This window comes from Streptomyces sp. NPDC053431 (assembly GCF_044544925.1).
In the GTDB taxonomy this organism is placed as follows: domain Bacteria; phylum Actinomycetota; class Actinomycetes; order Streptomycetales; family Streptomycetaceae; genus Streptomyces.
On sequence record NZ_JBITXX010000012.1, the window covers coordinates 71,639 to 94,409 of the forward strand.

Sequence of the window (22,771 nt, forward strand, 5' to 3'; positions counted from 1 at the left end):
GCCCGCCCGGCCCGCGGGGGTCGCCTGGGGGGGGGCCCCCCGGGGGCCGGCCCCCGGGGGCGCCTCCCCCGCCGGCCTGGGGGGCCGGCCCGGGCCCCCCCCCCCGCCCACGGCCCTTTTCCGCATTCCGGATCATGACGCACCGTCAGGTCGGTAGACTCCCCTCCTCCGCCGAGTGTCGTCAGCCGTCGACTGTGCTGCGCGCAGATCCGGTCGTCCGTCATCGACGCAGCGGAGTGAAGGTGTCCGGGGTCCAGCGGGGAGCGTGCACGATGACGGCGATCGAGCGTGTCGGGGAGGCGCAGGGCTCGGCACCCTCCGCCGCGGGTGAGGCGGCGGCCCGGTTCGTCCGACACTGTCTGAACCGGGGTACCGGCATCGACCGGGAGGCGTTACGCGCGGCCGCGCCCTTCGTCGTTCTCCTCCATCGCCGCTCCGCGGTCCTCGCCTCCATCGTCGTGCCGCCCGAGCGGCGTACGCCCGAGAGCCCCCTGGTGGGGGAGCTCATGTCGGAGCTCACTGCCGCGGCCGTCGGGGCCAAGGACATCGCGCTCGCCCAACTGGTGAGCTGGGCGCGGCAGGCGTGGTCGGCCCGCCGGTACGACGTCTTCGACGCGGAACGCGCCCTGCCCGGACCCCTGATGCACCAGCTGTCGGAGCTGTTACGGGCGGTGCCGTCCCCGGTCATGCTCCAGGCGGCGGGCACGCGGCAGCTCCGTGACCTGGCCGAAGAGCTGCGGGCCTGTGCGGAGGAGCACGCCAAGATCGATCGCCACCTCGGTCCCGAGCTCTTCACCCGGCCCGTCGGTGCCCTGCTCGACGGACTCGCCGCCGGCGCGCCCACCGACGCGGGACTCCTGGCGGACGGCCCCGACGAACGGGTGTCCCGGGCGATGGCCGCCCTCGGCGGTACGGCGGCGCACTACGAGGGCCAGGCGGGCGCCGCGAAGCTGCGGCGGCTGACAGCGGCCGTCGACGACGTCACCGGGCGGGTCCGGCGCGTCCTCGAGCTGGCCGCGGAGTTCCGGTGGCGGCCGGTCGACGTGCCGGATCCGCACCAGCCCGAGCATGCGGATCTCGATCCCGCACTCCTGCCGGTCCTGATGGCCGCGCTGGAGAGCGACCCGGCCCCGGAGTCGCCGCACACCGCCGACGGACAGTCGCTGCTCGCCTGGTTCGCCGCCGAGGCCCTGGCCTCGGCGGACCCCCACCACCGGCACCAGGTCGCCGTCGTGGCCCGGCTCACGGACATCGACCCGAAGCTCCTCGAACCCGCACTGGCTCCGCTGGAGCGACTGCGCGCACGCGGTGCGGAGTTGCTCCGCGACGTGGGCGACAAGGGCGCCCAGAGCCTCGGCCCCCTGGGGGAGATGGTCACCGACGCGCTCGCCCGGGGCGACCTGGAGGAGGCCGGCCAGGGCGTCGAGCTGCTCGCCGAGGCGCGCGCCGAGTTCGACGTCCTCAACGGGCTCGAGCGGATGCGCGCGGGGCTCACCGCCCTCGCCGCCCCCGACGCCGCCGTCGCCCTGGACGTGCGCACCGCGGAAACCTACGTCGTGAACGGCGACGTGGACGCCGCCGCCGAATACCTCCGGCGCGCGGAGGACCGGCTCCGCGTCACGCTGACCGCCGCCGACCAGGACGCCGACACCGACCGGGCCGGTGACGGCACCGAGCAGCCGCACGCCCCCGGTCCGATGCCGTTCGAGAACGGGACCGCGCCCACCGCCCCACCGGAGGCGTACCCCGTCCCGGTGACCGTGGCTCCGCCGGACGACGGCCTGGGCTTTCCGGCCCAGCGGGGCAGCACCGTCGCCACCATCCAGGAGGGCTGGAGTCCGGACGCCTCCCCGGAGACCCGGGAGACGGCGCGGACGCTGCTGCGGCAGCTGGGCGCGCAAGGGTCGTTCCAGGAGGTGAGCCAGGTCGCGCGCCAGCTCACCTTCGCCGCCCCGGAGGCCGCCGCGGACCTGCTGGAGGCCGCCGTCCCGCGCTTCCCGCGACAGACCCACCCGACCATGTGGCAGTTGCAGGAGCAGGCTCTGCGCGCCGCCGGGCGGCACACGCCGGCCGACGAGGTGTTCCACCGGGGGCACCCGCCGCTGCCGCCGGCCGAGCTTTTCTCGGCGCATCCCCTCGCCCCGCTGCCGCCGCTCGCTCCCTGGCTGACCTCGCCCGACGGCGCGGCCCTCGGCGACCCGGCCGTCGCCGAGGCCGTGCGGCTCGCCGCCCTGAACGAGTCGGCCGCGGCCGCCGAGGCCTTCACCACCGCCGCGCGCGGCGGAGCCAAGATCGCGCTGGGGCCCGCGGTGGGCTGGCACGTCGCGGCCGGCAGCCCGGCCGCGGCGCTGGCCCTCTACCGCGACCTCGCCCCGCGGCAGTACCTCAACGCGGCCGCCGCCTGGAACATCGCCTGCGCCTACGCCGCGGTGGGAGCCGACCGGCTCGCCGTCGACTCCCTGCGCGTGATGGCCCGGGTCCTCCCCGGCCGCCCGAACCAGGAGCAGAAGGCCGCGGCCGACGCCTACTGTGCGCGCCTCGGCTTCCCCTCCCCGTTCACGGAGACCGACACCCGGCGGGAACCGCCGGTCCAGGCCGTCGAGGAACAGACGCGCGAATCCCTGGCGAAGCGGATGTACGAGAGCGGGGACGTCGAGGGAGCCGCCCGCGAGCTCGAGGACCTGCTCCGCACCAACCCCTCGTCGCCGGGGGCGTTCCTCATGCTGCGCATCTGCCGGGAGACGGGGGACCTCCCGCGCGCCCAGGCCGTCGTCCGGCGCATCTCCGAGACGCGCGACGCACCGAGCTGGCGCCACCACATCGAACTGGCCCGCACCGCCCTCGACAGCCGCATCGCCGACTACGAGGTGGCCCGTCACGAGCTCGAGCGGGCGCGGGAACTCAACGCCACCGAGACCTGGATCGCGCCGCTCGAACAGCGCCTGAGGGAGGTGACGGCGGCCGGGCACGTCCCCGGTGCCGACCAGCGCGACAGCCGTCCCGGGGCCGGGCTGCCCGGCCCGGCGCCGTGGACGTCGGACCGGTCGGCGCTGCAGGCCGAGTCCTCCCGCTTGGCCGCGTACGGCGGCATGGGCACGGCCGACATCGTGGCGGGCCTGCGCTCGGGAACGCTGCCGGCCCCGTCCGAGGCAACGCTGAGCGAGCTGCAGGACGCCGTCGCCGTCTGCCACGACGACTACCTCGTCCGCGACTTCGCCTTCTGGCTGATGGACACGGGACGCCCCGGGGAAGCCGTACGGCTCCTGGAACGCAGCCTGGTCTGGACGGCGCCCCAGCGGATCCCGCGCGTCCTGCTCGTCCGGGACCGAGCGGCCGCCGCGGCCGGCCTCCCGGCCTCCGCGCTGCATCCGCGCAGCGCCCCGCGCCTCGCCGAGGCGGGGCCGGCGGTACCCGCGCGGGCCCACCACATCGGTGTCCACCGCACGCCGATCGTCGGCCCCCCGGCCACCCAGCCGGTCATCCGCGCGGCCCAGCAGCCGCTTCCCGGTGCTTCGCGCGACGAGGTGGCCGACGCGTGGGCACGGGCCGCCCGCGCCCACCCCGTGGCCACCGGCAACGCGCTGGCCGATCTCGTCGAGGCGGGGCGGGCCGAGGAGGCCCTGCGGCTGCACAGCGACCTGGCCGACACCCGCTGGCTCGGTTCCGGCAGCGCGTGGAACCTCGGCTGCGCGTACGCCGCCACCGGCCGGCTGGAGGCCGCGGCGGCCACCTTCGAGTACCACGCGCGGGTGTCGACACGTCGATACGACCTGCAACAGCTCGACTGGCTCGGCAGGCTCTTCGCCGTCGTGGGCAGACCGGTGCCCACTCCGGCCAGGAGCGGCCCGGAACCGGCCTTCACGCCGGCCGCCCCTTCAACCGCCGCCGCGGTGCGCGCCCCCGCGCCGCCGTCCCCCGTCTGGCAGGCCTCCCGGGTCGCCTACCCGCGGACGCCGACGCCTGCCTCCGCGCCCGTACGGTCCTCGTACGCCCTGGAGGAAGCGGAGTCCAACGCCGCGGAGCTGATCGCCCAGTGCCGCAGCGAGCCGACGTCCCACCACTTCCGCCTCGCGGCCGACGCCGCCCGCCGGGCCATGCGGGCCGGTGGCACCGCCACGGCCGGTCGCTATGTCGCGACCATGCGCGAGCTGTTCACCTACCAGCCGGACCCGCAGCCGGACACGGTCGCCGCCATGGCGATGGTGCTGGAGACGGCGGAGCGGTACGAGAACGCCTGGGACCTGCTGACCGAATGGATCGAGCGGAGCAGGGGCAAGGTCGCCGAACTGCTCGCCTCCGCCGTCCGTGTCGCACCGATACTCGGGCGCGTGGAGCAGCTCTACGAGTTCCTGCAGCCCTACGTCACCCCCGACAGCGGCTTCGAGCTGCACCTCAGCCTGGCCAAACTGGCCCAGAGCCTGCACCGCAAGGACGAGGTCGTCCACCACGCCGAGACGGCGTTGCGGCTGAGCCCGAACTGCGCCGAGGCGGCCAATCTCCTGCAGCGGTACGGCGGCGGCAGGCTGCCCCGCCACGACCATCAGCAGGCCGTCGGACTGCGCCAGCGGCTCGCCGAGGCGCCGCGTCGGCAGGCCGTGGACATGCTGGAGGGCGAGTACGGTGACGCCCTCGCCGGGCTCCGGGTGCAGGCGCTGTCGTACTTCCGGCCGGAGGTCAGCCGGAACACCTTGAAGAAGCTGCTCAGCGGGCCGCTGCGGGAACCGGCCGCGGACCTGCTCGCCGCCGCGGAGGACGACTGGGAACTCGCCTCGGACCATGCGCGAAGGCTGCTCGACGAGGCACCCCGGTCGATCGATCTGATCAAGGCCGCCGCCTACTGCCTGATCGAGGCGGCGCGCCACGACGAGGTCCGAACGGTGGCGGGGCTGCCGGGCTCGGAGGCCGACAGCCGCGAGATCCTCGTTCGGCTCGCCTGCGCGCAGGGCGATCACGCCGAGGCCGGACGGCTGATGTCCGGCATCGAGGTCTGGCACAACGACCGGACCAAACTTCTCGCCCACGTGGGCGTGCTCGCCCAGCCCGACATGGGCGACAACCCGGCCGAGGCGGCCCGCCTCCTCCTGGTGCACGCCCGGCTGAAGCCCCGCAGCGAGAACCTGGCGGGACTCGCGGCGCTCCTGGCTCACCAGGCCGGCCGCAACGAGCTGGTCGACGAGGCGATCGAACTTCTCCGGCGCGACGAACTGCCGTCCACGCAGGCTCTGGTGGACAGCGCGCTCGCGGCGCACGTGCCCGAGGCGCTGCACGGGATCGGCCGCCCCCTCGGCGGCGACCAACTGCGCGCGATCGTCGCCTCCCTGGAGAACGACCGGGAACGCGCCGTGCGCTTCCTGTCCCACACGAACAGCCGGACCAGCCGGGTCTACGGCGACGAACAGCAGGTCAGCAACCGTATCCTCGGGCGGATCTACGCCGAGGACGGCATGATCGAACGGGCGCTTGAGGCGTACCGGAAGGCGCTGGAGCTGGGCGCCGACAGGGAAGGGATCCTGCGTGAGCTGACGGAGCGGTGCGCGGAATGGAGCGCGGCGGATCCGTCCCAGGCGGCGCGCGCGCTGCTCACGGACGGCGCGGTGACCGACCTCTGGGCCGAGGCGGAGGTCACGCCGGAGGCCGCCGCCCTGGTGGCCCGCCTGGCGGAGCGGCCCGGACGCCCCGGCCCGGAGCTGGCCGCGCAGGTGGAACAGGTCGCTCACGCCTTCGCCGACGGCGCCGTCGGGCCGGACGCCCAGCTGTGCCGGCGCCTGGGGGAGCGGTGGCGGCGGCTGGTCGAGATGATGGCGGACGCCAATGCGCGGGGCGAGGCACCGCTGCCGCCGATCGGCGCCGAGCGCCCCGACGTGGACGTCACCTTCAGGGAGGGCACGGCACGGGCGTACGCGCTCGCCTCCGCCGCTCTGCGGGACGCCGCCCTTCACGTGCACGGCGTGCTCAAGGGGGTCTGGGAGACCACCGGGCACGAGCGGCTGCGAGCCGATGCGGGCACCCAGGTCCCGCTCAGCTGGCGGGAGAGCAAGGTCACGCGGCTCGAAGGCGGACCGGTGGAACTCCGCCTCAAGCTCAGGGCCGGTCCCGAACCGCTCGGCCAGGTGACCGTGCGGGTACGGGGCACGGACATCGTTCACGAGCTCGGCCGCATGGAGCCGGGAGCCGTGTCCTCCGTCTTCCTCGTCGTGCCCTGGAACGGCAACCAGCTGGTCATCGACGCCGACGGCGTCCTGCCCGACCGGAGCCTGGGCCAGGCGAAGAAACTCGCGGCGAAGATCGAACCGCTCACCCGCCGCGAGGGACTCTCCTCCCGCTTCCGCCCCGGCGATCCCGTGAACACGACGATGTTCGCGGGCCGGGCCGCGGAGATGGAGCGGCTGCGGGCCGCCTTCGGCGACGCCTCGAGCGAATCGGTCCCGCCGGTGTGCATGACGGGATCACGCAGGGTCGGAAAGACGTCCCTGGTGCGTCAGCTGACCCGGCTGTGGGGCGGCACGCCCGAATCCCTCCTTCCGCCCGAGCGCTGGCGCATCCCCCAGGTCTTCCCGGTCCTGCTCGACGGCCAGGCGGTGGATCCCGGCTCGGCCCCGCTCCTCACCTGGATCGCCAAGGAGGTGCGCGACCAGGTCGAGGAGCACTACGACCCCGACCCCGCCGTCCTGACCCTCCCCGAAGCGCCGCACGCGGTCGACTTCCGGCGGTGGTGGCGGGGCGTGCGGCGGGCGGTCTGGCAGGACCGGAAGGTGGGGCTGCTGCTCGTGATCGACGAGACGCAGGATCTCCTGCGCCGCTACGAGGACGCGGCGGAGCTGTCCCGCGCCCTCGGCGACCTCCGGCGGCTGCGCCAGGACGGCACCCTCGCGCTGCTGCTCACCAGCTCCGGCACGGCCGCCCAACTGGGCGAGCGGCTGGCCGGCACCCTCTCCCACCAGGACTTCCTGCGCCCCGTCCCGCTCGGCCCGCTCGACCGGCAGGCCACGCTCCAAGTCCTCCACCAGGGCTTCTCCGGCACCGGTGTGGACGTGCGGCCCACCGCGGCCGAGCTGGTCTTCCGCTACACCTCGGGGCACCCCCAGCACGTCCACATGATGGGGCGGGCCCTGTGTGAGCTCCTGGAGTCCGAGCGCCCGCGTACGGTCGTCGACGACGCCCTGGTGGACGAGGCCTTCCGTCAGGTGACGGGGCAGGACGAGGCCGTGCTCGGGCTCCTCGACGCGTACGCCCCGGTGGAGGACACGCTGGACGTGCTCCTCCGGGTCGCCCAGGAGCTCCTCACGGACCCCGAGGAGAAGGCGGTGCGTGCCGCCCTGGCCGAGGAGACACATCGCAGGCGGCTGGACGACTACCTCGAATACGGTCTGCTCGTCCGCAACGGCACCGAGCTGACCTGGATCAACAGCATCGTCGAGACGTGGCTGGCGGGGCAGACACCTTCCTGGGACGACGGCACGGCGGCCTCCCACGAGCAGGAGAAGGAACTGCGCCCGCACTACGTGGTCACGTACCGGTACGAGAACTCGCTGACGAACGCGTGCGAAGTCCAGCCCCTCCCGCACCGGGACGTCACGTACATCGCCAAGCGGTATCCGGAGGCTCCGCAGACGACGCTGCAACGGATCGAGGAGCTCTTCGACGGCCAGTCGGGGATGACGGTGGAGGGCCTGCCCGACGGCTGGAAGCGCAACGGCAGCTGGCTGCTGCACCGGAAGGTCGCCGGGCGATCGCTGGCCGCCTCCCTGCGCCACGGCCGAGGCATGAAGCCCTTCGAAGCGGCCCGCATGGTGATGTACGCGTGCTACGCGGTGGGCCAGGTCTGGGAGGAGCGGAAGACGACGCACGGCGACATCCGCCCCGGTAACCTCATCGTGCCCGAGCACGCGGACGGGGCGCCGTTGTACGTGGTCGGATGGGGGCACGGCGGCGGGCTCGGGAAGGGCGGGTCGCTGGAGCCGCTCCTGCCGAGCACCCCTTCCGGCTACTACCCCTGGGCCGCCCGGGAGGGACGTGTCCCCACACCGGAGGACGACACCTTCGCGCTGGCCGGCGTCCTGTACTGCTTGCTCAGCGGCAAGGAGGAACTGCCGTGGGACGGAGCCGCGTCCGGCGACCCGCGATACGACCACATGCCCGAGGCGTTGAAGCTGGTCCTTCGCACGGCTCTCGGGGTTCCTGCGCAACGATTCCGCTGGCCCGCCGAGCTTGCCGCCGCGATCAGCAGCGTCCTGCCTCAGGAGCCCTCGGAGAAGCAGGACTCGCAAAGCAACGTCTTCAATGTTTCCCTCAACAACACCACATCCACCCAGGCGACCAGTAACTCGGAGGCAACGGCAAACATGGGCGACACGTTCGAAGTCAAGGGCACGTTCACCAACTCGGCCGTCGGCAACAACGTCACGAACACCGGCAACACCAACACGCAGGGCGCCCCGGCCGCGTCCGATGGTTCCGAGGCGAGCCTCGCCGATCTCGTGACCCGGCTCCAGGCGGAACTGGACGCCATTCGGTCGCAGTTGAGTGCCGGTGACGCTCAGGACCTGGACGTGCACGTCGCCTCGCTCGCGACCGAGGCCGAGAGCGAGCAGCCGGACGCCCGGCGCGTCGGCCGGCTCGCCGGATGGGTCGGCGGCATCCTCCGGGGCATCGGTGCGGCGGCCTCCGCCATCGCCGTGACCGATGCCATCAGCGGGCAGTTCGGTTCCTGACCGCCCTTCCGACACACGTGCCGGGGTCTCACTCCTTCGGGTGAGACTTCGGACGGCGGAACCTCCCGGGCCGGGCCGCGCGCGAGAATCGACCCGGCCACAGGGGCGGGCCTGTGTGCCGCAGGGTCTTCGGGCGCTGGCGGGCCTCGGGAAGGGCCGTGGATGTTCCGTGACAGGGCGTTGGTTGCCGAAGGCTCCCGGCTGAGGCGGATGGCCCCGCCGGCGGCTCCGTTCGCGTGGGGGGCCGTGGCCGTCGCGTGGCGGTTGTGGTGTCCGCTGGCCCGGCAGCCGGGGCTGCCGATGCGGATCGCCACCAGTGTCGTGTTCTTCAGCGTGGGCATCGGGCTCGTTCTCGGGGTGCGGCGCGGGCTCAGCCGGGAGTTGGCGCGCGTGCGGGCCGTCGCCGACGCCACCCAGCAGGTGCTGCTGCGGCCGCCGCCCCCGCGGCTCGACGGGCTCGCCGTGGCAGCGGGCCAGCTGTCCGCCTCACGCGGGGCCGTGGTCGGCGGGGATCTGTACGAGGCGACCGCCACGCCGTACGGCGTGCGGATCGTCATCGGGGACGTGCGGGGGCACGGGCTCGCCGCGCTGGGGGCCGTGGTGGCCGTGCTGGGGAGCTTCCGGGAGGCCGCGCACGACGAGCCCGAGCTCGCCGGGGTGCTGCGCAGGCTCGAGCGGGCGCTCGGGCGGCATCTGCGCGAGCGGGCCAGGGAGGAGCACCCGGCGCGCTCCGGGCGGACGCCCGAGCATCCGGCGGCCGAGGAGTTCGTGACCCTGCTGCTGCTGGAGATCCGGCCCGACGGGTACGTGGACGTGCTCGACTGCGGCCACCCCGGGCCGTACCGGATCGGCGGCCGGTGCGTCGAGCCCGTGCCCGTCGGCGAACCCCTGCCGCCGCTCGGCGCCTTCCCACTGCCCGTCGACCTCGTGCCGTACCGCGCGACCCGGCTGCTGCCCGGCGAGACGCTGGTGCTCCACACCGACGGCGCCGAGGAGGCGCGGGACGACCACGGGCGGTTCTTCCCGCTCGCGGCCGTCCTCGCGGGTGCGGCGCGCGAGGCGCCGGCGGCGCTCGTCCACCGGGTCCACGCCGCTCTGCTGCGTCACACGGGCGGCCGGCTCACCGACGACGTCGCCCTGCTCGTCGTACGCAACGACCGGGTACGGGTACCGGCGCAGCCCGCCGAACCCGGGCTGCGCCGTACCCGGCCCGCGCCCTCCCCGCGCTAGTGGTCCACACCAGCGAGACAGGGGGACGGGTGACCGGCGCCGCCCGCGCTGCCACGGAGTGTCGGGCAGATCAACAGCGCGGGCGGCGCGTCGACCGGGCGGCCGCACTGTAGAGGGGGAGCCGGCGCCCGGTCCTCGCCCTTCGGCGAGGATCCAAGTCAACCCGTACCGGGGCGACTTCGGCACCGCACGCGGAAGGGAAGAAGATGTACTTCGTTCACACCCCGTGCGAAACCGCCCCTCACTACTCTGAGCGCACCGAAAGACCGGAGCGGTCCCATGCAGCCCAACACCCTCCTCGACGCCCTGCTCGACGAAGCGGGCATCTCGCACGCCGGTCTCGCCTCCCGGGTGAACCAGGCGGGGCGGTCCCGGGGCCTCGCCCTGCGGTACGAACACACCGCCGTCGCCCGCTGGCTGAAGGGGCAGCGGCCGCGCGGCCAGGTCCCCGACCTGATCTGCGAGGTGCTCGCCGGGCGGCTGCGCCGCGCCGTCACCCTCGACGACATCGGCCTCGGGGTGCCCGGCGCGGGCCTGCCCGTCCCCGGCACCCCGCTCTCCGGGTTCGTCGAGCGGGCCACCGCCCTCTGGCGCTCCGACGAGCAGCGGCGCCCCCACATCCGCGGCGCCCAGGCGGTGACCGGGACCCCGGCCGTGATGCCCGTGTGGGAGTGGGAGAACCCGCCCGAGGACGTCGACGTCTCCCGCGACGGCCGCACCCGCGTCTCGGCCGCCGACGTCGAGATGCTGTGCGCGGCCCGCGCGCACTACGAGCAGATGTACCGCAAGGCCGGCGGCCTGGCCACGCGCGCCCGGATCGTCGGCTTCCTCAACTCCGAGACCGCGCCGCTGCTGCGCGGCGCCTACGGCGACGCGCTGGGCCGGCGGCTGCACCGCGCCACCGGCGGCCTGGTGGCGGTGGCCGGGATCTGCGCGTACGACTCCGACGCCCACGGCCTCGCCCAGCGCTACTTCCATCAGGCGCTGCGGCTCGCGAAGGCGAGCGGTGACCGCGGCCTCGGCGCCTATGTCGTCGCCCTGCTGGTCAACCAGTCGCTGTTCATGGGGGAGTACCGGCAGGCCGTGGCCTTCGCCGAGGCCGCGCTGCGCTCGGCGGGGCGCGAGATCACCCCCGCGCTCGCCGCCGACCTGACGGCCATGCAGGCGAAGGCGTACGCACATCTGGGCGACGGCGCCGCGGCCTTGGCCTGCATCCTGCGGGCCGAGGCGGAGGCGGAGCGGATCAGCCCCGGCAGCGAGCCCGCCGAGACCGGCTACGTCCAGCCGGGTCTCGTCAACGTGCAGGTCGCCGAGGCCCTGCTCAGTCTGGGTGAACTCGCCGCCGCCCACGAGCACGCGGCGGCGGCCGTCGGGACCCCGGCCCACGACCGGGGGCGGGTGCACCGGCTCGCGATGCTGTGCCAGATCGAGCTGCGCCAGGGCGAGCCGGACCGGGCCGCCCGGACGGCCGTGGAGATGACGGAGCGGGCCCGCGGGATGGAGTCGCGCCGGCTGCGGGACCGGCTGCGGCTGGTGCGCGAGCAGCTGCTCGCGAGCGGAGGAGGGGACGCGCGGCAGGCGGCCGAGCTCATCGACAGCGCGCTGCGCGTGCCACTGTGACATGGCGTCCGCGCCGGCGTGAGACCCTCCCTCGGCCGTGCGCTGCGCGCGCCCCCGTGAGCTTTTCCTTGCGACCGGGCAGGAGCTGCGATATTGCCACCAAGTAATCACCGACCAGTCGGAAGGTGGCAAAAACGTGCAGTGGACGAAATTAAGCGAACATCCCGTCTATGAGAACCGTTGGTTCCGGGTCAATCTCGCGGACGTCGAACTCCCCGACGGCCGCCGGCTCGACCACTACCTGATCCGGCTCCGCCCCGTCGCCGCCGCGACCGCCGTCAACGACGCCGACGAGGTCCTGCTGCTCTGGCGCCATCGTTTCATCACCGACAGCTGGGGCTGGGAGCTGGCCGCCGGCGTCGTCGAGGACGGCGAGGACATCGAGGCCGCCGCGGCGCGGGAGATGGAGGAGGAGACGGGCTGGCGCCCCGGGCCGTTGCGTCCGCTCCTCACCGTCGAGCCGTCCAACGGTCTCACCGACGCCCGCCACCACCTCTACTGGAGCGAACGGGCGACCTGGACCGGTCCGCCGCAGGACGCCTTCGAGTCCTCGCGGCTGGAATGGGTCCCGCTCAAGCTCGTCCCCGACATGATCGCCCGGGGTGAGGTCCCCGCCGCCAACATGGCCGCGGGGCTGCTGATGCTGCACCACCTGCGGCTGGGGTGACCCCGGAGAGGCGCCCCGGCCGGTGGAAAAGGCCGGACGGCCCGTACCTGTGCGGTGTACGGGCCGTCCGGCGGCAGGGGAGAAAGGTCCTCAGGAGTACGGGTAGAAGCCCGAACCCGTCTTGCGGCCCAGCCGGCCCGCGTCCACCATCCGCTGCAGCAGCGGGGGAGCGGCGTACAGCGGCTCCTTGTACTCGGCGTACATCGAGTCGGCGATCGAGGCGATCGTGTCCAGACCGATGAGGTCCGAGAGCTTCAGCGGCCCCATCGGGTGGGCGCAGCCGAACTCCATGCCGTTGTCGATGTCCTCGCGGCTCGCGATGCCGGACTCGAACATCCGGATCGCGGAGAGCAGGTACGGCACGAGCAGCGCGTTCACCACGAAGCCCGAACGGTCCTGCGCACGGATCGCGTGCTTGCCGAGGGTCTTCTCCGCGAAGAGCTGCGCCCGGCTGATCGTGCCCTCGGAGGTGGTGAGGGCGGGGATCAGCTCGACGAGCTTCTGGACCGGAGCCGGGTTGAAGAAGTGGATGCCGATGACGTTGTCGGGGCGGGAGGTCGCCACGGCCAGCTTCACCAGCGGGATGGAGGAGGTGTTGGAGGCCAGGATGGCGTCCGGCCGGGTCATCACCTGGTCGAGCACCTGGAAGATCTCGGTCTTGACCTGCTCGTTCTCCACGACCGCCTCGATCACGAGGTCGCGGTCGGCGAACTCGCCCAGGTCGGTGGTGAAGCTGAGCCGCGCGAGCGTCGCGTCGCGCTCCTCCTCGCTGATCTTGCCGCGTTCGGCGGCCTTGTCGAGCGAGTTGTAGAGCCGCGTGCGGCCGATCTCCAGCGCCTCGCCGGTGGTCTCGGCGACCTTCACCTCGAGGCCGCTGCGGGCACACACCTCCGCGATGCCTGCGCCCATCTGGCCGCAGCCCACCACTCCGACGCGCTCAATGTCGGCCATGGAGTCCGTCACCTCGTGCCTTTCGCTGTTTCCTGGCGGCGGGCCCGTGTGATTCCGGTGCGTCCGCCTCGACTCCACGACGTTACTCCCGACGGGGCGGATGATCGATCGTTCTGGGAGGGGCATGCTCTCCCAGACGCTGTGACGTATCCGATAGCGAGGGGTGACAAATGCCGCCGATCGGTAGAAGAGGGTTCGTGGCGGGGGTGACGCTCGCGACGCTCGGCCTCGGCGGCCGGGCGGCGGCCGACGCGCCGGGCGGAGGTGGCGGTGGGCCGGGCGGAGGTGGGGCGGGGCCGGACCGTGGCGGCGGTGGGCCAGGGCGGGGTGGCGCCGGGGGCGGGCCGGGCCGTGGTGGCGCCGGCGGCGGGCGGAACGCCCCCGCCTTCCGCGGCATGTGGGTCGCGACCGTCACCAACCGTGACTTCCCCTCCCGGCCCGGCCTGAAGGCGGCCGAGCAGCGCGCCGAGCTCGTCGCCCTGCTCGACCTCGCGGTCCGGCGCGGGATGACGGCCGTCGTGCTGCAGATCCGGCCGTCCGCGGACGCCCTGTGGCCCTCGCCGTACGAGCCCTGGGCCGCGTGCCTCACCGGGGTCCAGGGCCGCGATCCGGGCTGGGACCCGCTCGGCACCGCCGTGACCGAGGCGCACGCCCGCGGCCTGGAACTGCACGCCTGGTGCAACCCGTACCGCGTCGCCTCCCACACCGACCCCGACCGGCTCGCCCCCGGTCACCCGGTCCGGCGGCACCCCGAGTGGGCCCTCACCTACAACGGCAGGATGCTCTACAACCCCGGCCTGCCCGAGGTCCGGAGCCACGTGCAGGACGCCATGCTCGACGCCGTACGCCGCTACGACGTCGACGCCCTGCACTGGGACGACTACTTCTATCCGTATCCGGTCGCGGGGGAGGTCATCGACGACGACGCGGCGTTCCGGGAGCACGGGGACGGCTTCGCGGACCGGGCGGCGTGGCGCCGGAACAACATCGACGTGCTGGTGTCCGAGACGGCGGCGCGGATCAAGGAGCTCAAGCCCGGGGTCGCCTTCGGTATCAGTCCCTTCGGCGTCTGGCGCGACGCCGCCGACGATCCCGCCGGGTCCGACACCCGCGCGGGCCTGTCGACCTACGACGACCTGTACGCCGACACGCGCCGGTGGATCCGGGAGCGGTGGATCGACTACGTGGTACCGCAGCTCTACTGGAACATCGGCTTCGCCGCCACCGACTACGCCAAGCTCGTGCCGTGGTGGGCCGAGACCGTCCAGGACACCGGGGTACGGCTCTACCTCGGCGAGGCGCTCTACAAGGTCGGTGACCCCGCCCAGCCGGACGCCTGGCAGGACCCGCGGGAGCTGGCCCGTCATGTCGCCCTGGCCAGGAAGTACCCGGCCGTCGGCGGGCACTGCTACTTCGCGGCCAGAGAGGTCGCGGAGGATCCGCTCGGCGCGCTGACGACCGCGCTCGCGGAATCCCCCTAGGAGGGGGCGGTCGGGCTCGCGGAATCCCCCTAGGCGGGGTGGTCGGGCCAGGAGAGCCGGGGGCGGACCCCCGGCGCCCGGGGGCTCAGGCGCCCCCGGTCTCCAGGTGGTGGCGGACGACGGTGTCAGGGCCCGGCGACACCACGGCCTCGTGGCCGTCGTCGTCGAACTTGACGCGGAACGGGGGGTTGCCGTCCTCCCCCAGTACCTTCAGGACCTTGGCCGTACGGTCGTGGTGGCCGACCGTCCGACCGTGCACGACCAGCTGGTCGCCCTCGGACGCACGCATCGGTGACCTCCTCGCGGCTGGGCTTGCCCTACTGGGAGTCTACGTCTGCCATTGTGACCTGGCTCACCCCCGGAGTCGCGCTGGGCCGCGTCAGCTCTTCGCCCGCTGGGTCACCGCGATGCAGACCAGCACCGCCCCGGCGGCCAGCGGGGCGGCCGGCGCGAGGTCCTCGCCGAGCACCGTCACCGACCAGACCAGCGTCAGCAGCGGCTGGGCGAGCTGCAGCTGGCTGGCACGCGGGATGCCGATGGCCGCCATGCCCCGGTACCACACGTACAGACCGAAGAACGTGGACCCCGCCGCCACCCAGACGAGGCCGACGATCCCGTGGGCGGTGAGGTGCACCGGCTCGTACGCGAGGGCCACGGCCGCGCCGACCGCCATGAGCGGCAGGCACAGCACGAGCGCCCAGCCGATCACCTGCCAGCCGGGCATCAGGCGCGCCAGCCGTCCGCCCTCGGTGTAGCCGGCGGCGCACACCAGCAGGGCGCCGAAGAGGTAGAGGTCGCCGGTCGACAGCGCCCCGCCGCTCTGCTGGAGCGTGAAGGCGAGCACGACGACGGCTCCGGCGACGGCCGCGGCCCAGAACATCCGAGAGGGGCGCCGGCCGGTACGGATCGCGGCGAACGTCGCCGTGGTCAGCGGCAGCAGCCCCACGACGACGGCGGCGTGCGAGGTGGTGGAGGTCTGCAGGGCGAGCGTCGTCAGGAGCGGGAAGCCGACGACGACGCCGCCGGCGACGACCGCGAGCCCCGCCCAGTGGCGCCGCTCCGGCAGCGGTACCCGGCCCGCCAGCAGGAAGGCTCCCGCGATCAGCGCGGCGAGGACCGAGCGGACGGCGACCAGGGACCAGGGACCGAAGCTCTCCAGGCCCCACACGGTGGAGGGGAAGGTCAGCGAGAAGGAGATCACTCCGAGCGCGGCGAGCAGGGTGCCACCGCTGACGGGTGTGCGGCGGGAGGCGGCGTCCGGGGCGGCGGGGGCGGTGTCCGCCCCGACGGTCCCCGCGTCCGGGGAGGTGGTGACCGCTATCGTGCTCGGAGTAGTAGCGCTATTCTGTGCTCTCATGTATGAGCGTAGCAGTGTGGCCGAGCTGGTGAAATCCCTGAAGGCGGAGCTGAATCGCTACTCGCCAGGTGAGAAGCTGCCGTCGAGTCGGGCTCTCGTGGAGCGCCACCGCGTCTCCCCGGTCACGGTCACCCGCGCCCTCGCCCAGCTCGCCGCCGAAGGCCTCGTCGTCACCCGCCCCGGTGCCGGCGCCTACCGCGCCGAGCCCCGCGGTGCCGCGCCCGTCGCCGGCGACACCTCGTGGCAGGAGGTGGCGCTGAGCGCCGACAGCGCCACCGAGCTCGTTCCCCGGTCCGTCGACGCCTCCGGCGTCCTCGTCACGTTGTCCGCGCCCCCGCCCGGCGTCGTCGAGTTCAACGGCGGCTACCTCCACCCCGCCCTGCAGCCCGAACGCGCCCTCGCGGCCGCCCTCGCCCGGGCCGGCCGCCGCCCCGGCGCCTGGGGCCGGCCGCCCGCCGACGGCCTGCCCGAACTGCGCGAGTGGTTCGCCCGCGAGATCGGCGGCACCGTGACCGCCGCCGAGATCCTCATCACCGCCGGCGGACAGTCCGCCATCACCACCGCGCTGCGCGCGCTGGCCCCGCCCGGCGCCCCCGTCCTCGTCGAGTCGCCCACCTACCCCGGCATGCTGGCCGTCGCCCGCGCCGCCGGACTGCGGCCCGTCCCCGTCCCCACCGACGCCGACGGCATCCGCCCCGACCTGCTCGAAGCCGCCTTCCGGGCCACCGGCGCCCGGGTCGTGGTCTGCCAGCCGCTGTTCCAGAACCCCACCGGGGCCGCCCTCTCCGTCGAACGCCGCGCCGCCGTGGTGCGGATCGCCCGCGCCGCCGGCGCCTTCGTCGTCGAGGACGACTTCGCCCGCCGGCTCGTCCACGAGGACGCCGGGCCGCTGCCGCCCACCCTCGCCGCCGACGACCCCGACGGCGTCGTCGTCCATGTCTGCTCGCTCACCAAGATCACCTCGGCGAGCCTGCGGGTCGGCGCGCTCGCCGCGCGCGGGCCCGTCCTCGAACGGCTCCGGGCCATCCAGGTCGTCGACAGCTTCTTCGTGCCCCGGCCCCTGCAGGAGACCGCGCTCGAACTCGTCGGCTCGCCCGCCTGGAAGCGTCATCTGCGTGCCGTGTCCGCCGAGTTGAAGAACCGGCGGGACGCCATGACCGGCGCCGTCGCGCTGCGGCTGCCCGAGTTCGCCGTGCCGCACGTGCCGTCCGGCGGCTACCACCTGTGGCTCCGGCTCCCCGAGACGCTCCCCGAGGCCGAGCTGCTCGCCGCCGCCCTGCGTGCCGGCGTCGCCGCCGCCCCCGGCCGCCCCTACTTCTGCGCCGAGCCGCCCGCCGGGCACATCCGGCTGAGTTTCGCGGGTGTCGCGGGAGCCGCGGAGATCGTCGAGGGGGTGCGGAGGCTGCGGTCCGCGGTCGACGAGCTCACCCGCTGAGCCCGCGGGCGGCGGGGCGCGGGCGTTCACGGGGCCCGGCCGGGGTCTCCGGCGGCCCTCGCCCCCGGCACATTCGCCTGACACGGGACGGCGGCCCTGGCAGCCTGGGGCCATGACCGACATCCGTACCGAGAACGGCACCGTCATGCACGGGGCGTACGAGATCTCAGCCGACCCGTCCCGCATCGACGCCGAGCGCGTCCACCACTGGCTGTCCACCGACTCCTACTGGGCCCTGGGCCGACCTCGGGAGAAGCAGGACCGGGCCATCGCCGGCTCGCTCAACTTCGGCGCCTACGACGCCGAGAGCGGCGAGATGGCCGCCTACGCGCGGATCGTCACCGACTACGCCACCTTCGCCTGGCTCTGCGACGTCTACGTCGACCGCCCGGCCCGCGGCACCGGCCTCGGCACCGCCCTCGTCGCCGCCGTCCGCGACCACCTGGAGCCGTACGGGCTGCGCCGCGTCATGCTCGCCACCGCCGACGCGCACGGCGTGTACGAAAAGGTCGGTTTCACGCCACTGCAGAATCCGGACAAGTGGATGGCTCTCGGACAGCATTGACCGAGCCCGCTCGCTGACCTGCGCAATGACCTCTTGACCTGCGGGGCGGGCGGCCTCACGATCGCGGCCATGGGTCTTCGGGTCACGCTGGTCGCGGCGGCGCGCAGCTCCTCCCTGCTCGCCGAACGTTTCGACGACGACCGGCCGCTCGACGAGGCCGGCTGGTACGAGGTGCAGCTTGCCGCGCCCCGGCTGATTCCGCTCGGTGCGGCCGAGCTCCGCTACTGCTCCCCGACGCCCCGCAGCAGGGCCACCGGCACCGCCCTCGGCTACGCCCCGCTCGCCCAGCCGGCCCTGCGGGACTGCGACATGGGGCGCTGGCGCGGGCTGACGCTGGCCGAGGTCGCCGCGCTCGAACCGGCCGCCGTCGACGCCTGGCTTTCCGACCCGCGCAGCGCGCCGCATGGTGGAGAAACGCTTCTCTCGTTCATCACGCGGGTCGGGGGGTGGCTCGACACCCGGCCGGCCGACGACGGGGAGATCGTGGCCGTGGCCGAACCCGCCGTCGTACGGGCCGCGCTCGTCTACGCCCTGAAGGCGCCGCCCGCGACGTACTGGAACGTCGACGTCCGGCCCCTGTCGACGGTCACCCTCGCGGGGCGCCCCGGGCTGTGGCACCTCCAGCTGGCGGCGGCCGTGGGCTGACGCGTCCCGTGGGCCGACGCGTCCCGCCCGCGGCCGCGGGCTCCCGGCGGCCGGGGCCCGCGGGGCGGGGGCCGGCCGGCCCGACCGGCTAGCCTGGGGGCACGATGAACCGTCTGACCACGTCATGGGGCACCTTCCCGCTCACCCGCTTCCCCGAGGACCCGCGCGACCAGCTGCGGGCCTGGGACGCGGCCGACGAGTACCTGCTGAACCACCTCGCGGAGACCGGCACCGATCTGTCCGGCACCGTCGCCGTCGTCGGCGACCGCTGGGGCGCGCTCGTCACCGCGCTCGCGGCCGCGGGACCCGGCGAGCTGGTCCAGATCTCCGACTCGTACCTCGGCCGGACCGCCACCGGCGAGAACCTGGCCCGCTCGGGGGCCGAGGGCGCCTCGGTGCGGCTGCTCACCACGCAGGACCCGCCGCCCGAGCGGGTCGACGTGCTGCTCGTCCGGGTGCCCAAGAGCCTCGCGCTGCTGGAGGACCAGCTCTACCGGCTCGCGCCGGCGGTGCACGAGAACACGGTGATCGTCGGCACCGGCATGGTGAAGGAGATCCACACCTCGACGCTCTCGCTCTTCGAGCGGATCCTCGGGCCCACGCGGACCTCGCTGGCGGTGAAGAAGGCCCGGCTCATCCACACCACGCCCGAGGCCCGCACCACGCCCGAGGCGCGGGAAGAGCGCGCCAACCCCTGGCCGTACCGCTACGCGCTGCCCGCCGACGCCCCGGCCGGGCTCGCCGGGCGGACGGTCGTCAACCACGCGGGGGTGTTCTGCGCCGACCGGCTGGACATCGGCACGCGCTTCCTCCTGAACCACCTGCCGCGCGGGCTCGGGCGGGCCCGGGTCGTCGACCTGGGCTGCGGGAACGGTGTCGTGGGGCTCGCCGTCGCGCTCGCCGAGCCCGAGGCGGAGCTGCTGTTCACCGACGAGTCGTACCAGGCCGTCGCCTCCGCCGAGGAGAACTTCGCCGCGCACCTCGGGGACGCCGGACGCAAGGCCGAGTTCGTCGTCGGCGACGGCCTCGCCGGCCTCGCGCCCGGCTCGGTGGACCTCGTCCTCAACAACCCGCCGTTCCACAGCCACCAGGCCACGACCGACCGCACCGCCCGCCGGATGTTCACCGACGCCCGCCGGGCCCTGCGGCCCGGCGGGGAGCTCTGGGTCGTCGGCAACCGGCACCTGGGCTACCACGTCACCCTGCGCCGGATCTTCGGTGCCTGCGAACTCGTCGCGAGCGACCCGAAGTTCGTGGTCCTCCGGGCCGTCAGGCGAGGGTGACCAGCTCCCGGTAGCCCTCGTTCCACAGGTCCTCCTCCGCGTCCGGAAGCACCAGCACCCGCTCCGGGCGCAGCGCGTCGATCGCGCCCTCGTCGTGCGTGACCATGACGATCGCGCCCGGGTACGTGCCCACGGCGGCCAGCACCTCGTCGCGCGAGGCCGGGTCGAGGTTGTTCGTCGGCTCGTCGAGCAGCAGCACGTTCGCGCCTGAGTGGACCAGGCCCGCCAGGGCGAGCCGGGTCTTCTCGCCGCCGGAGAGCACCCCGGCCGGCTTGTCGGCGTCGTCGCCCCGGAACAGGAACGCGCCGAGGACGCGGCGGACCTCCCCGTCCGTCAGGTGCGGGGCGGCGGCCGCCAGGTTCTCCCGGACCGTACGGGCGGGATCGAGCGTCTCGTGCTCCTGCGCGAAGTAGCCGAGACGCAGCCCGTGCCCGTGGACCACCCGCCCGGCGTCCGGGGTCTCCCGGCCCGCGAGGAGCCGTAGCAGGGTCGTCTTGCCGGCGCCGTTGAGCCCGAGCACGACGAGCCGGCTGCCCCGGTCCACCGCGAGGTCGACCCCGTCGAGGACCCGCCGGCCCCCGCCGTACCCCTTGGCCAGGGAGATCGCGCCCAGCGGCGTGCGGCCGCAGGGGGCGGGCTCCGGGAGCCGGATCCGGGCCACCTGCTCGCCGTGCCGGACCGCCTCGAGACCGTCCAGGAGCCGGTCGGCCCGGCGGGCCATGCTGCGGGCGGTGACCGAGGTGGCCGAGCGGGCCTTCATCCGGTCCGCCTGCGCGTGCAGCGCCGCCGCCTTGCGTTCGGCGTTGGCGCGCTCACGGGTGCGGCGGCGCTCGTCGGCCTCCCGCTGGGCCAGGTACGCGGCCCAGCCGGTGTTGTGGACGTCGACGGTCGCGCGCCGCGGATCGAGGTGGAAGACCCGGTTGACGGTGGCGGCGACCAGGTCGAGGTGGTGGCTGACCAGGACGAGGCCGCCCCGGTGCGCGGCGAGGTGGCCGCGCAGCCAGCCGACGGAGTCCGCGTCGAGGTGGTTCGTCGGCTCGTCGAGCAGCAGGGTGCCCTCCCGTCCGTGGCCGGCGAAGAGGATGCGGGCCAGCTCGACGCGCCGCTTCTGCCCGCCGGACAGGGTGCCGACGGGCCGTCCCGTCAGGTCGGCGGGCAGTCCGACTCCGGCCGCGACCCGGGCCGCCTCGGCCTCCGCCGCGTAGCCCCGCACGCCTCGAAGGCGGCCTCGGCGCGTGCGTACGCCTCCATGGCCCGGGCGTCGGCCCGCTCGGCGAGCCAGTCGGCGGCCTCACGCAGCCGCCGTACGGCCACGTCCATGCCCCGGGCGGACAGGATGCGGTCGGTGACGGACACCGACGGGTCGGCGGCGCGCGAGTCCTGCGCCAGGTACGCGACGGGGCCGGTGCGCAGGACGCTGCCGGCGGCCGGGGCGCGCAGCCCGGCCAGGGTGTGGAGAAGGGTGGTCTTCCCGGCGCCGTTGCGGCCGACCAGGCCGACGCGGTCGCCGGGCGCGACGTGGAAGGAGACCTCGGACAGGAGGAGACGGGCGCCGACGCGCACGTCGACACCACGAGTGGTGATCATGGGATGACGCTCCGAACAGGCTGAAGGACACACGGGTGGCGTGGAAGCGGGTCCTCAGCTAGGAGATGCGGGGCGTCGACATGCCTCCGAGCGTACGGGCCGGGGGCGGCGGAGCGCATCCGCGTTTCGCCGCCCGGCGGCGGCGCGCCAGGTCGGAGCCCTGGCCTGGGCGCGGGCGGCGGCCGAGGGAGGGCGCGGGTGACGGCCGAGGGGAGGGCGCGGGTCGGTGACCGAGGGGCAGGCCCGGATGGCAGGCCCGGATGGCGGGCGCGGGTGGCGGGCCCGGGCCGGGCGGCCGGACGGGCCGCCCGGGTCGGTGTCGTCAGTGCTCCGGGAACCTCAGTTCCAGGTTCCTGACCCGCTCCTCGCCCGTCGTGATGTCGAGGGCCACGATCCGGTCCTCGCGCAGGGTGAAGGACACCGCCGCCACCGGGCGGCCGGCGGCGAAGCCGACGACTCCGAGCGCGCCGTCGACCAGGGCGGGCCGGGTCGCGCCGGCCGTGCGGGCCAGGGCGGTCGCGGCTCCCTCGGCGACGGCGGCCGGTCCATGGGCCTGGCCGTGCGCCGAGTACGCCACCACCTCCGGGTGCAGGACGGCGGCGATGGCGCGCGGGTCCCTGGCGCGGGCGGCGGCGAGGAAGGCCTCCACCACCGCCCTCTGCCGTGCCGGGTCCGGGCCGGCCCCGCCGGCGCCCCGCACCCGCAGCCGGGCCGCCCGGGCGAGCCGGCCCGCCTCCTGCGGGGTGCCGCCGGCGATGCGGGCGGCGTCGTCCAGGGGCAGCCCGAACAGGTCGTGCAGCACGTACGCGAGTCGTTCGGCGGGCGGCAGCCCGCCCAGGACGACGAGCAGCGCGAGCCAGACGGGGTCGGCCTCGGGCCTGTCCGCGGCCCCGTCGGCGTGCCCCGTCCCCGTCCGCTTCTGGAGGCGCCGTACGCAGGCCCGCCCCACGACGGTCAGCAGCCATTCGCGCGTGCCGCTCCCGACCGCCGCACGCGCCTCGGCCAGCACCTCGTCCACCTCGCCGGGCTCCCCGAGCATCCGCCGTGCCGCGGCCCGCAGCCGCTCCTCGTCCGCGTCGAACTCCGCGGTCAGGAAGGTCCTCCCGTGCATCGGTCCTCACTCCTCGTGGTGGTGTCCTCGTCGCAGCCTTGACGCCCCGACCGGCGCGGATGTGACAGGGGCCGGGCGCGGGCCCGGCGGCCCGGCGCAAGGGCTTTGCATAAAACTGCGGCGCCACG

The 22,771-nt window shown here is 74.5% G+C and carries 13 protein-coding genes and 1 pseudogene; 9 read left to right on the forward strand and 5 right to left on the reverse strand.

Annotated elements, in window-relative coordinates:
* Positions 1-272 precede the first annotated feature (272 nt).
* The 4 genes from ACIGXE_RS25570 (at position 273) to ACIGXE_RS25585 (ending at position 12,228) form a co-directional block, all read left to right on the forward strand.
* Positions 273-8,711 carry a hypothetical protein gene (locus tag ACIGXE_RS25570; RefSeq protein ID WP_399751201.1) on the forward strand — a complete coding sequence of 2,813 codons (8,439 nt, stop codon included), beginning with the start codon at positions 273-275 and terminating at the stop codon, positions 8,709-8,711.
* A 162-nt stretch (positions 8,712-8,873) separates the two neighbouring features.
* The gene (locus ACIGXE_RS25575) at positions 8,874-9,941 is read left to right on the forward strand and encodes a PP2C family protein-serine/threonine phosphatase (RefSeq protein WP_399751202.1); all 1,068 of its coding nucleotides are present in this window, start codon (positions 8,874-8,876) and stop codon (positions 9,939-9,941) included.
* 279 nt (positions 9,942-10,220) lie between these two features.
* The gene (locus ACIGXE_RS25580; RefSeq protein ID WP_399751204.1) at positions 10,221-11,561 is read left to right on the forward strand and encodes a transcriptional regulator; all 1,341 of its coding nucleotides are present in this window, start codon (positions 10,221-10,223) and stop codon (positions 11,559-11,561) included.
* A 136-nt stretch (positions 11,562-11,697) separates the two neighbouring features.
* The gene (locus tag ACIGXE_RS25585) at positions 11,698-12,228 is read left to right on the forward strand and encodes an NUDIX hydrolase (protein WP_399751206.1); all 531 of its coding nucleotides are present in this window, start codon (positions 11,698-11,700) and stop codon (positions 12,226-12,228) included.
* Between the two features lie 90 nt (positions 12,229-12,318).
* Here ACIGXE_RS25585 and ACIGXE_RS25590 read toward each other — a convergent pair whose 3' ends face one another.
* Positions 12,319-13,179 (reverse strand): 3-hydroxybutyryl-CoA dehydrogenase, encoded by an 861-nt coding sequence (locus ACIGXE_RS25590; RefSeq protein ID WP_399751208.1) that lies wholly within the window; start codon positions 13,177-13,179, stop codon positions 12,319-12,321.
* Positions 13,180-13,349: 170 nt separating this feature from the next.
* Here ACIGXE_RS25590 and ACIGXE_RS25595 point away from each other — a divergent pair, with 170 nt between their 5' ends.
* Positions 13,350-14,660, forward strand: a complete 1,311-nt coding sequence (locus tag ACIGXE_RS25595) for a glycoside hydrolase family 10 protein (protein ID WP_399751210.1) — start codon at positions 13,350-13,352, stop codon at positions 14,658-14,660.
* 85 nt (positions 14,661-14,745) lie between these two features.
* On the opposite strand, the gene ACIGXE_RS25600 is transcribed toward ACIGXE_RS25595, so the two are convergent.
* Together ACIGXE_RS25600 and ACIGXE_RS25605 are read right to left on the reverse strand one after the other, a co-directional pair.
* Complete coding sequence (locus ACIGXE_RS25600) at positions 14,746-14,949, reverse strand: DUF1918 domain-containing protein (protein WP_399751212.1); 204 nt, start codon at positions 14,947-14,949, stop codon at positions 14,746-14,748.
* A 90-nt stretch (positions 14,950-15,039) separates the two neighbouring features.
* Complete coding sequence (locus ACIGXE_RS25605; RefSeq protein ID WP_399751214.1) at positions 15,040-16,017, reverse strand: DMT family transporter; 978 nt, start codon at positions 16,015-16,017, stop codon at positions 15,040-15,042.
* Here ACIGXE_RS25605 and ACIGXE_RS25610 point away from each other — a divergent pair.
* The 4 genes from ACIGXE_RS25610 (at position 16,016) to ACIGXE_RS25625 (ending at position 19,945) form a co-directional block, all read left to right on the forward strand.
* Positions 16,016-17,452, forward strand: coding sequence for a PLP-dependent aminotransferase family protein (locus tag ACIGXE_RS25610; RefSeq protein WP_399751215.1), 1,437 nt, complete (start codon positions 16,016-16,018; stop codon positions 17,450-17,452). The two genes, ACIGXE_RS25605 and ACIGXE_RS25610, sit on opposite strands and share 2 nt — an antisense overlap.
* 112 nt (positions 17,453-17,564) lie before the next feature.
* A complete protein-coding gene (locus ACIGXE_RS25615; RefSeq protein WP_399751217.1) occupies positions 17,565-18,017 on the forward strand; it encodes a GNAT family N-acetyltransferase in 453 nt (150 codons plus the stop codon).
* Between the two features lie 69 nt (positions 18,018-18,086).
* Positions 18,087-18,662 carry a histidine phosphatase family protein gene (locus tag ACIGXE_RS25620; protein ID WP_399751219.1) on the forward strand — a complete coding sequence of 192 codons (576 nt, stop codon included), beginning with the start codon at positions 18,087-18,089 and terminating at the stop codon, positions 18,660-18,662.
* A 104-nt stretch (positions 18,663-18,766) separates the two neighbouring features.
* The gene (locus ACIGXE_RS25625) at positions 18,767-19,945 is read left to right on the forward strand and encodes a methyltransferase (protein ID WP_399751221.1); all 1,179 of its coding nucleotides are present in this window, start codon (positions 18,767-18,769) and stop codon (positions 19,943-19,945) included.
* On the opposite strand, the pseudogene ACIGXE_RS25630 reads toward ACIGXE_RS25625, so the two are convergent.
* Both ACIGXE_RS25630 and ACIGXE_RS25635 read right to left on the reverse strand, forming a co-directional pair.
* Positions 19,932-21,532, reverse strand: a pseudogene (locus tag ACIGXE_RS25630) (ABC-F family ATP-binding cassette domain-containing protein). The gene ACIGXE_RS25625 and the pseudogene ACIGXE_RS25630 overlap by 14 nt on opposite strands.
* Before the next feature lie 322 nt (positions 21,533-21,854).
* Complete coding sequence (locus ACIGXE_RS25635) at positions 21,855-22,643, reverse strand: RNA polymerase subunit sigma-70 (RefSeq protein ID WP_399751223.1); 789 nt, start codon at positions 22,641-22,643, stop codon at positions 21,855-21,857.
* Positions 22,644-22,771 lie beyond the last annotated feature (128 nt).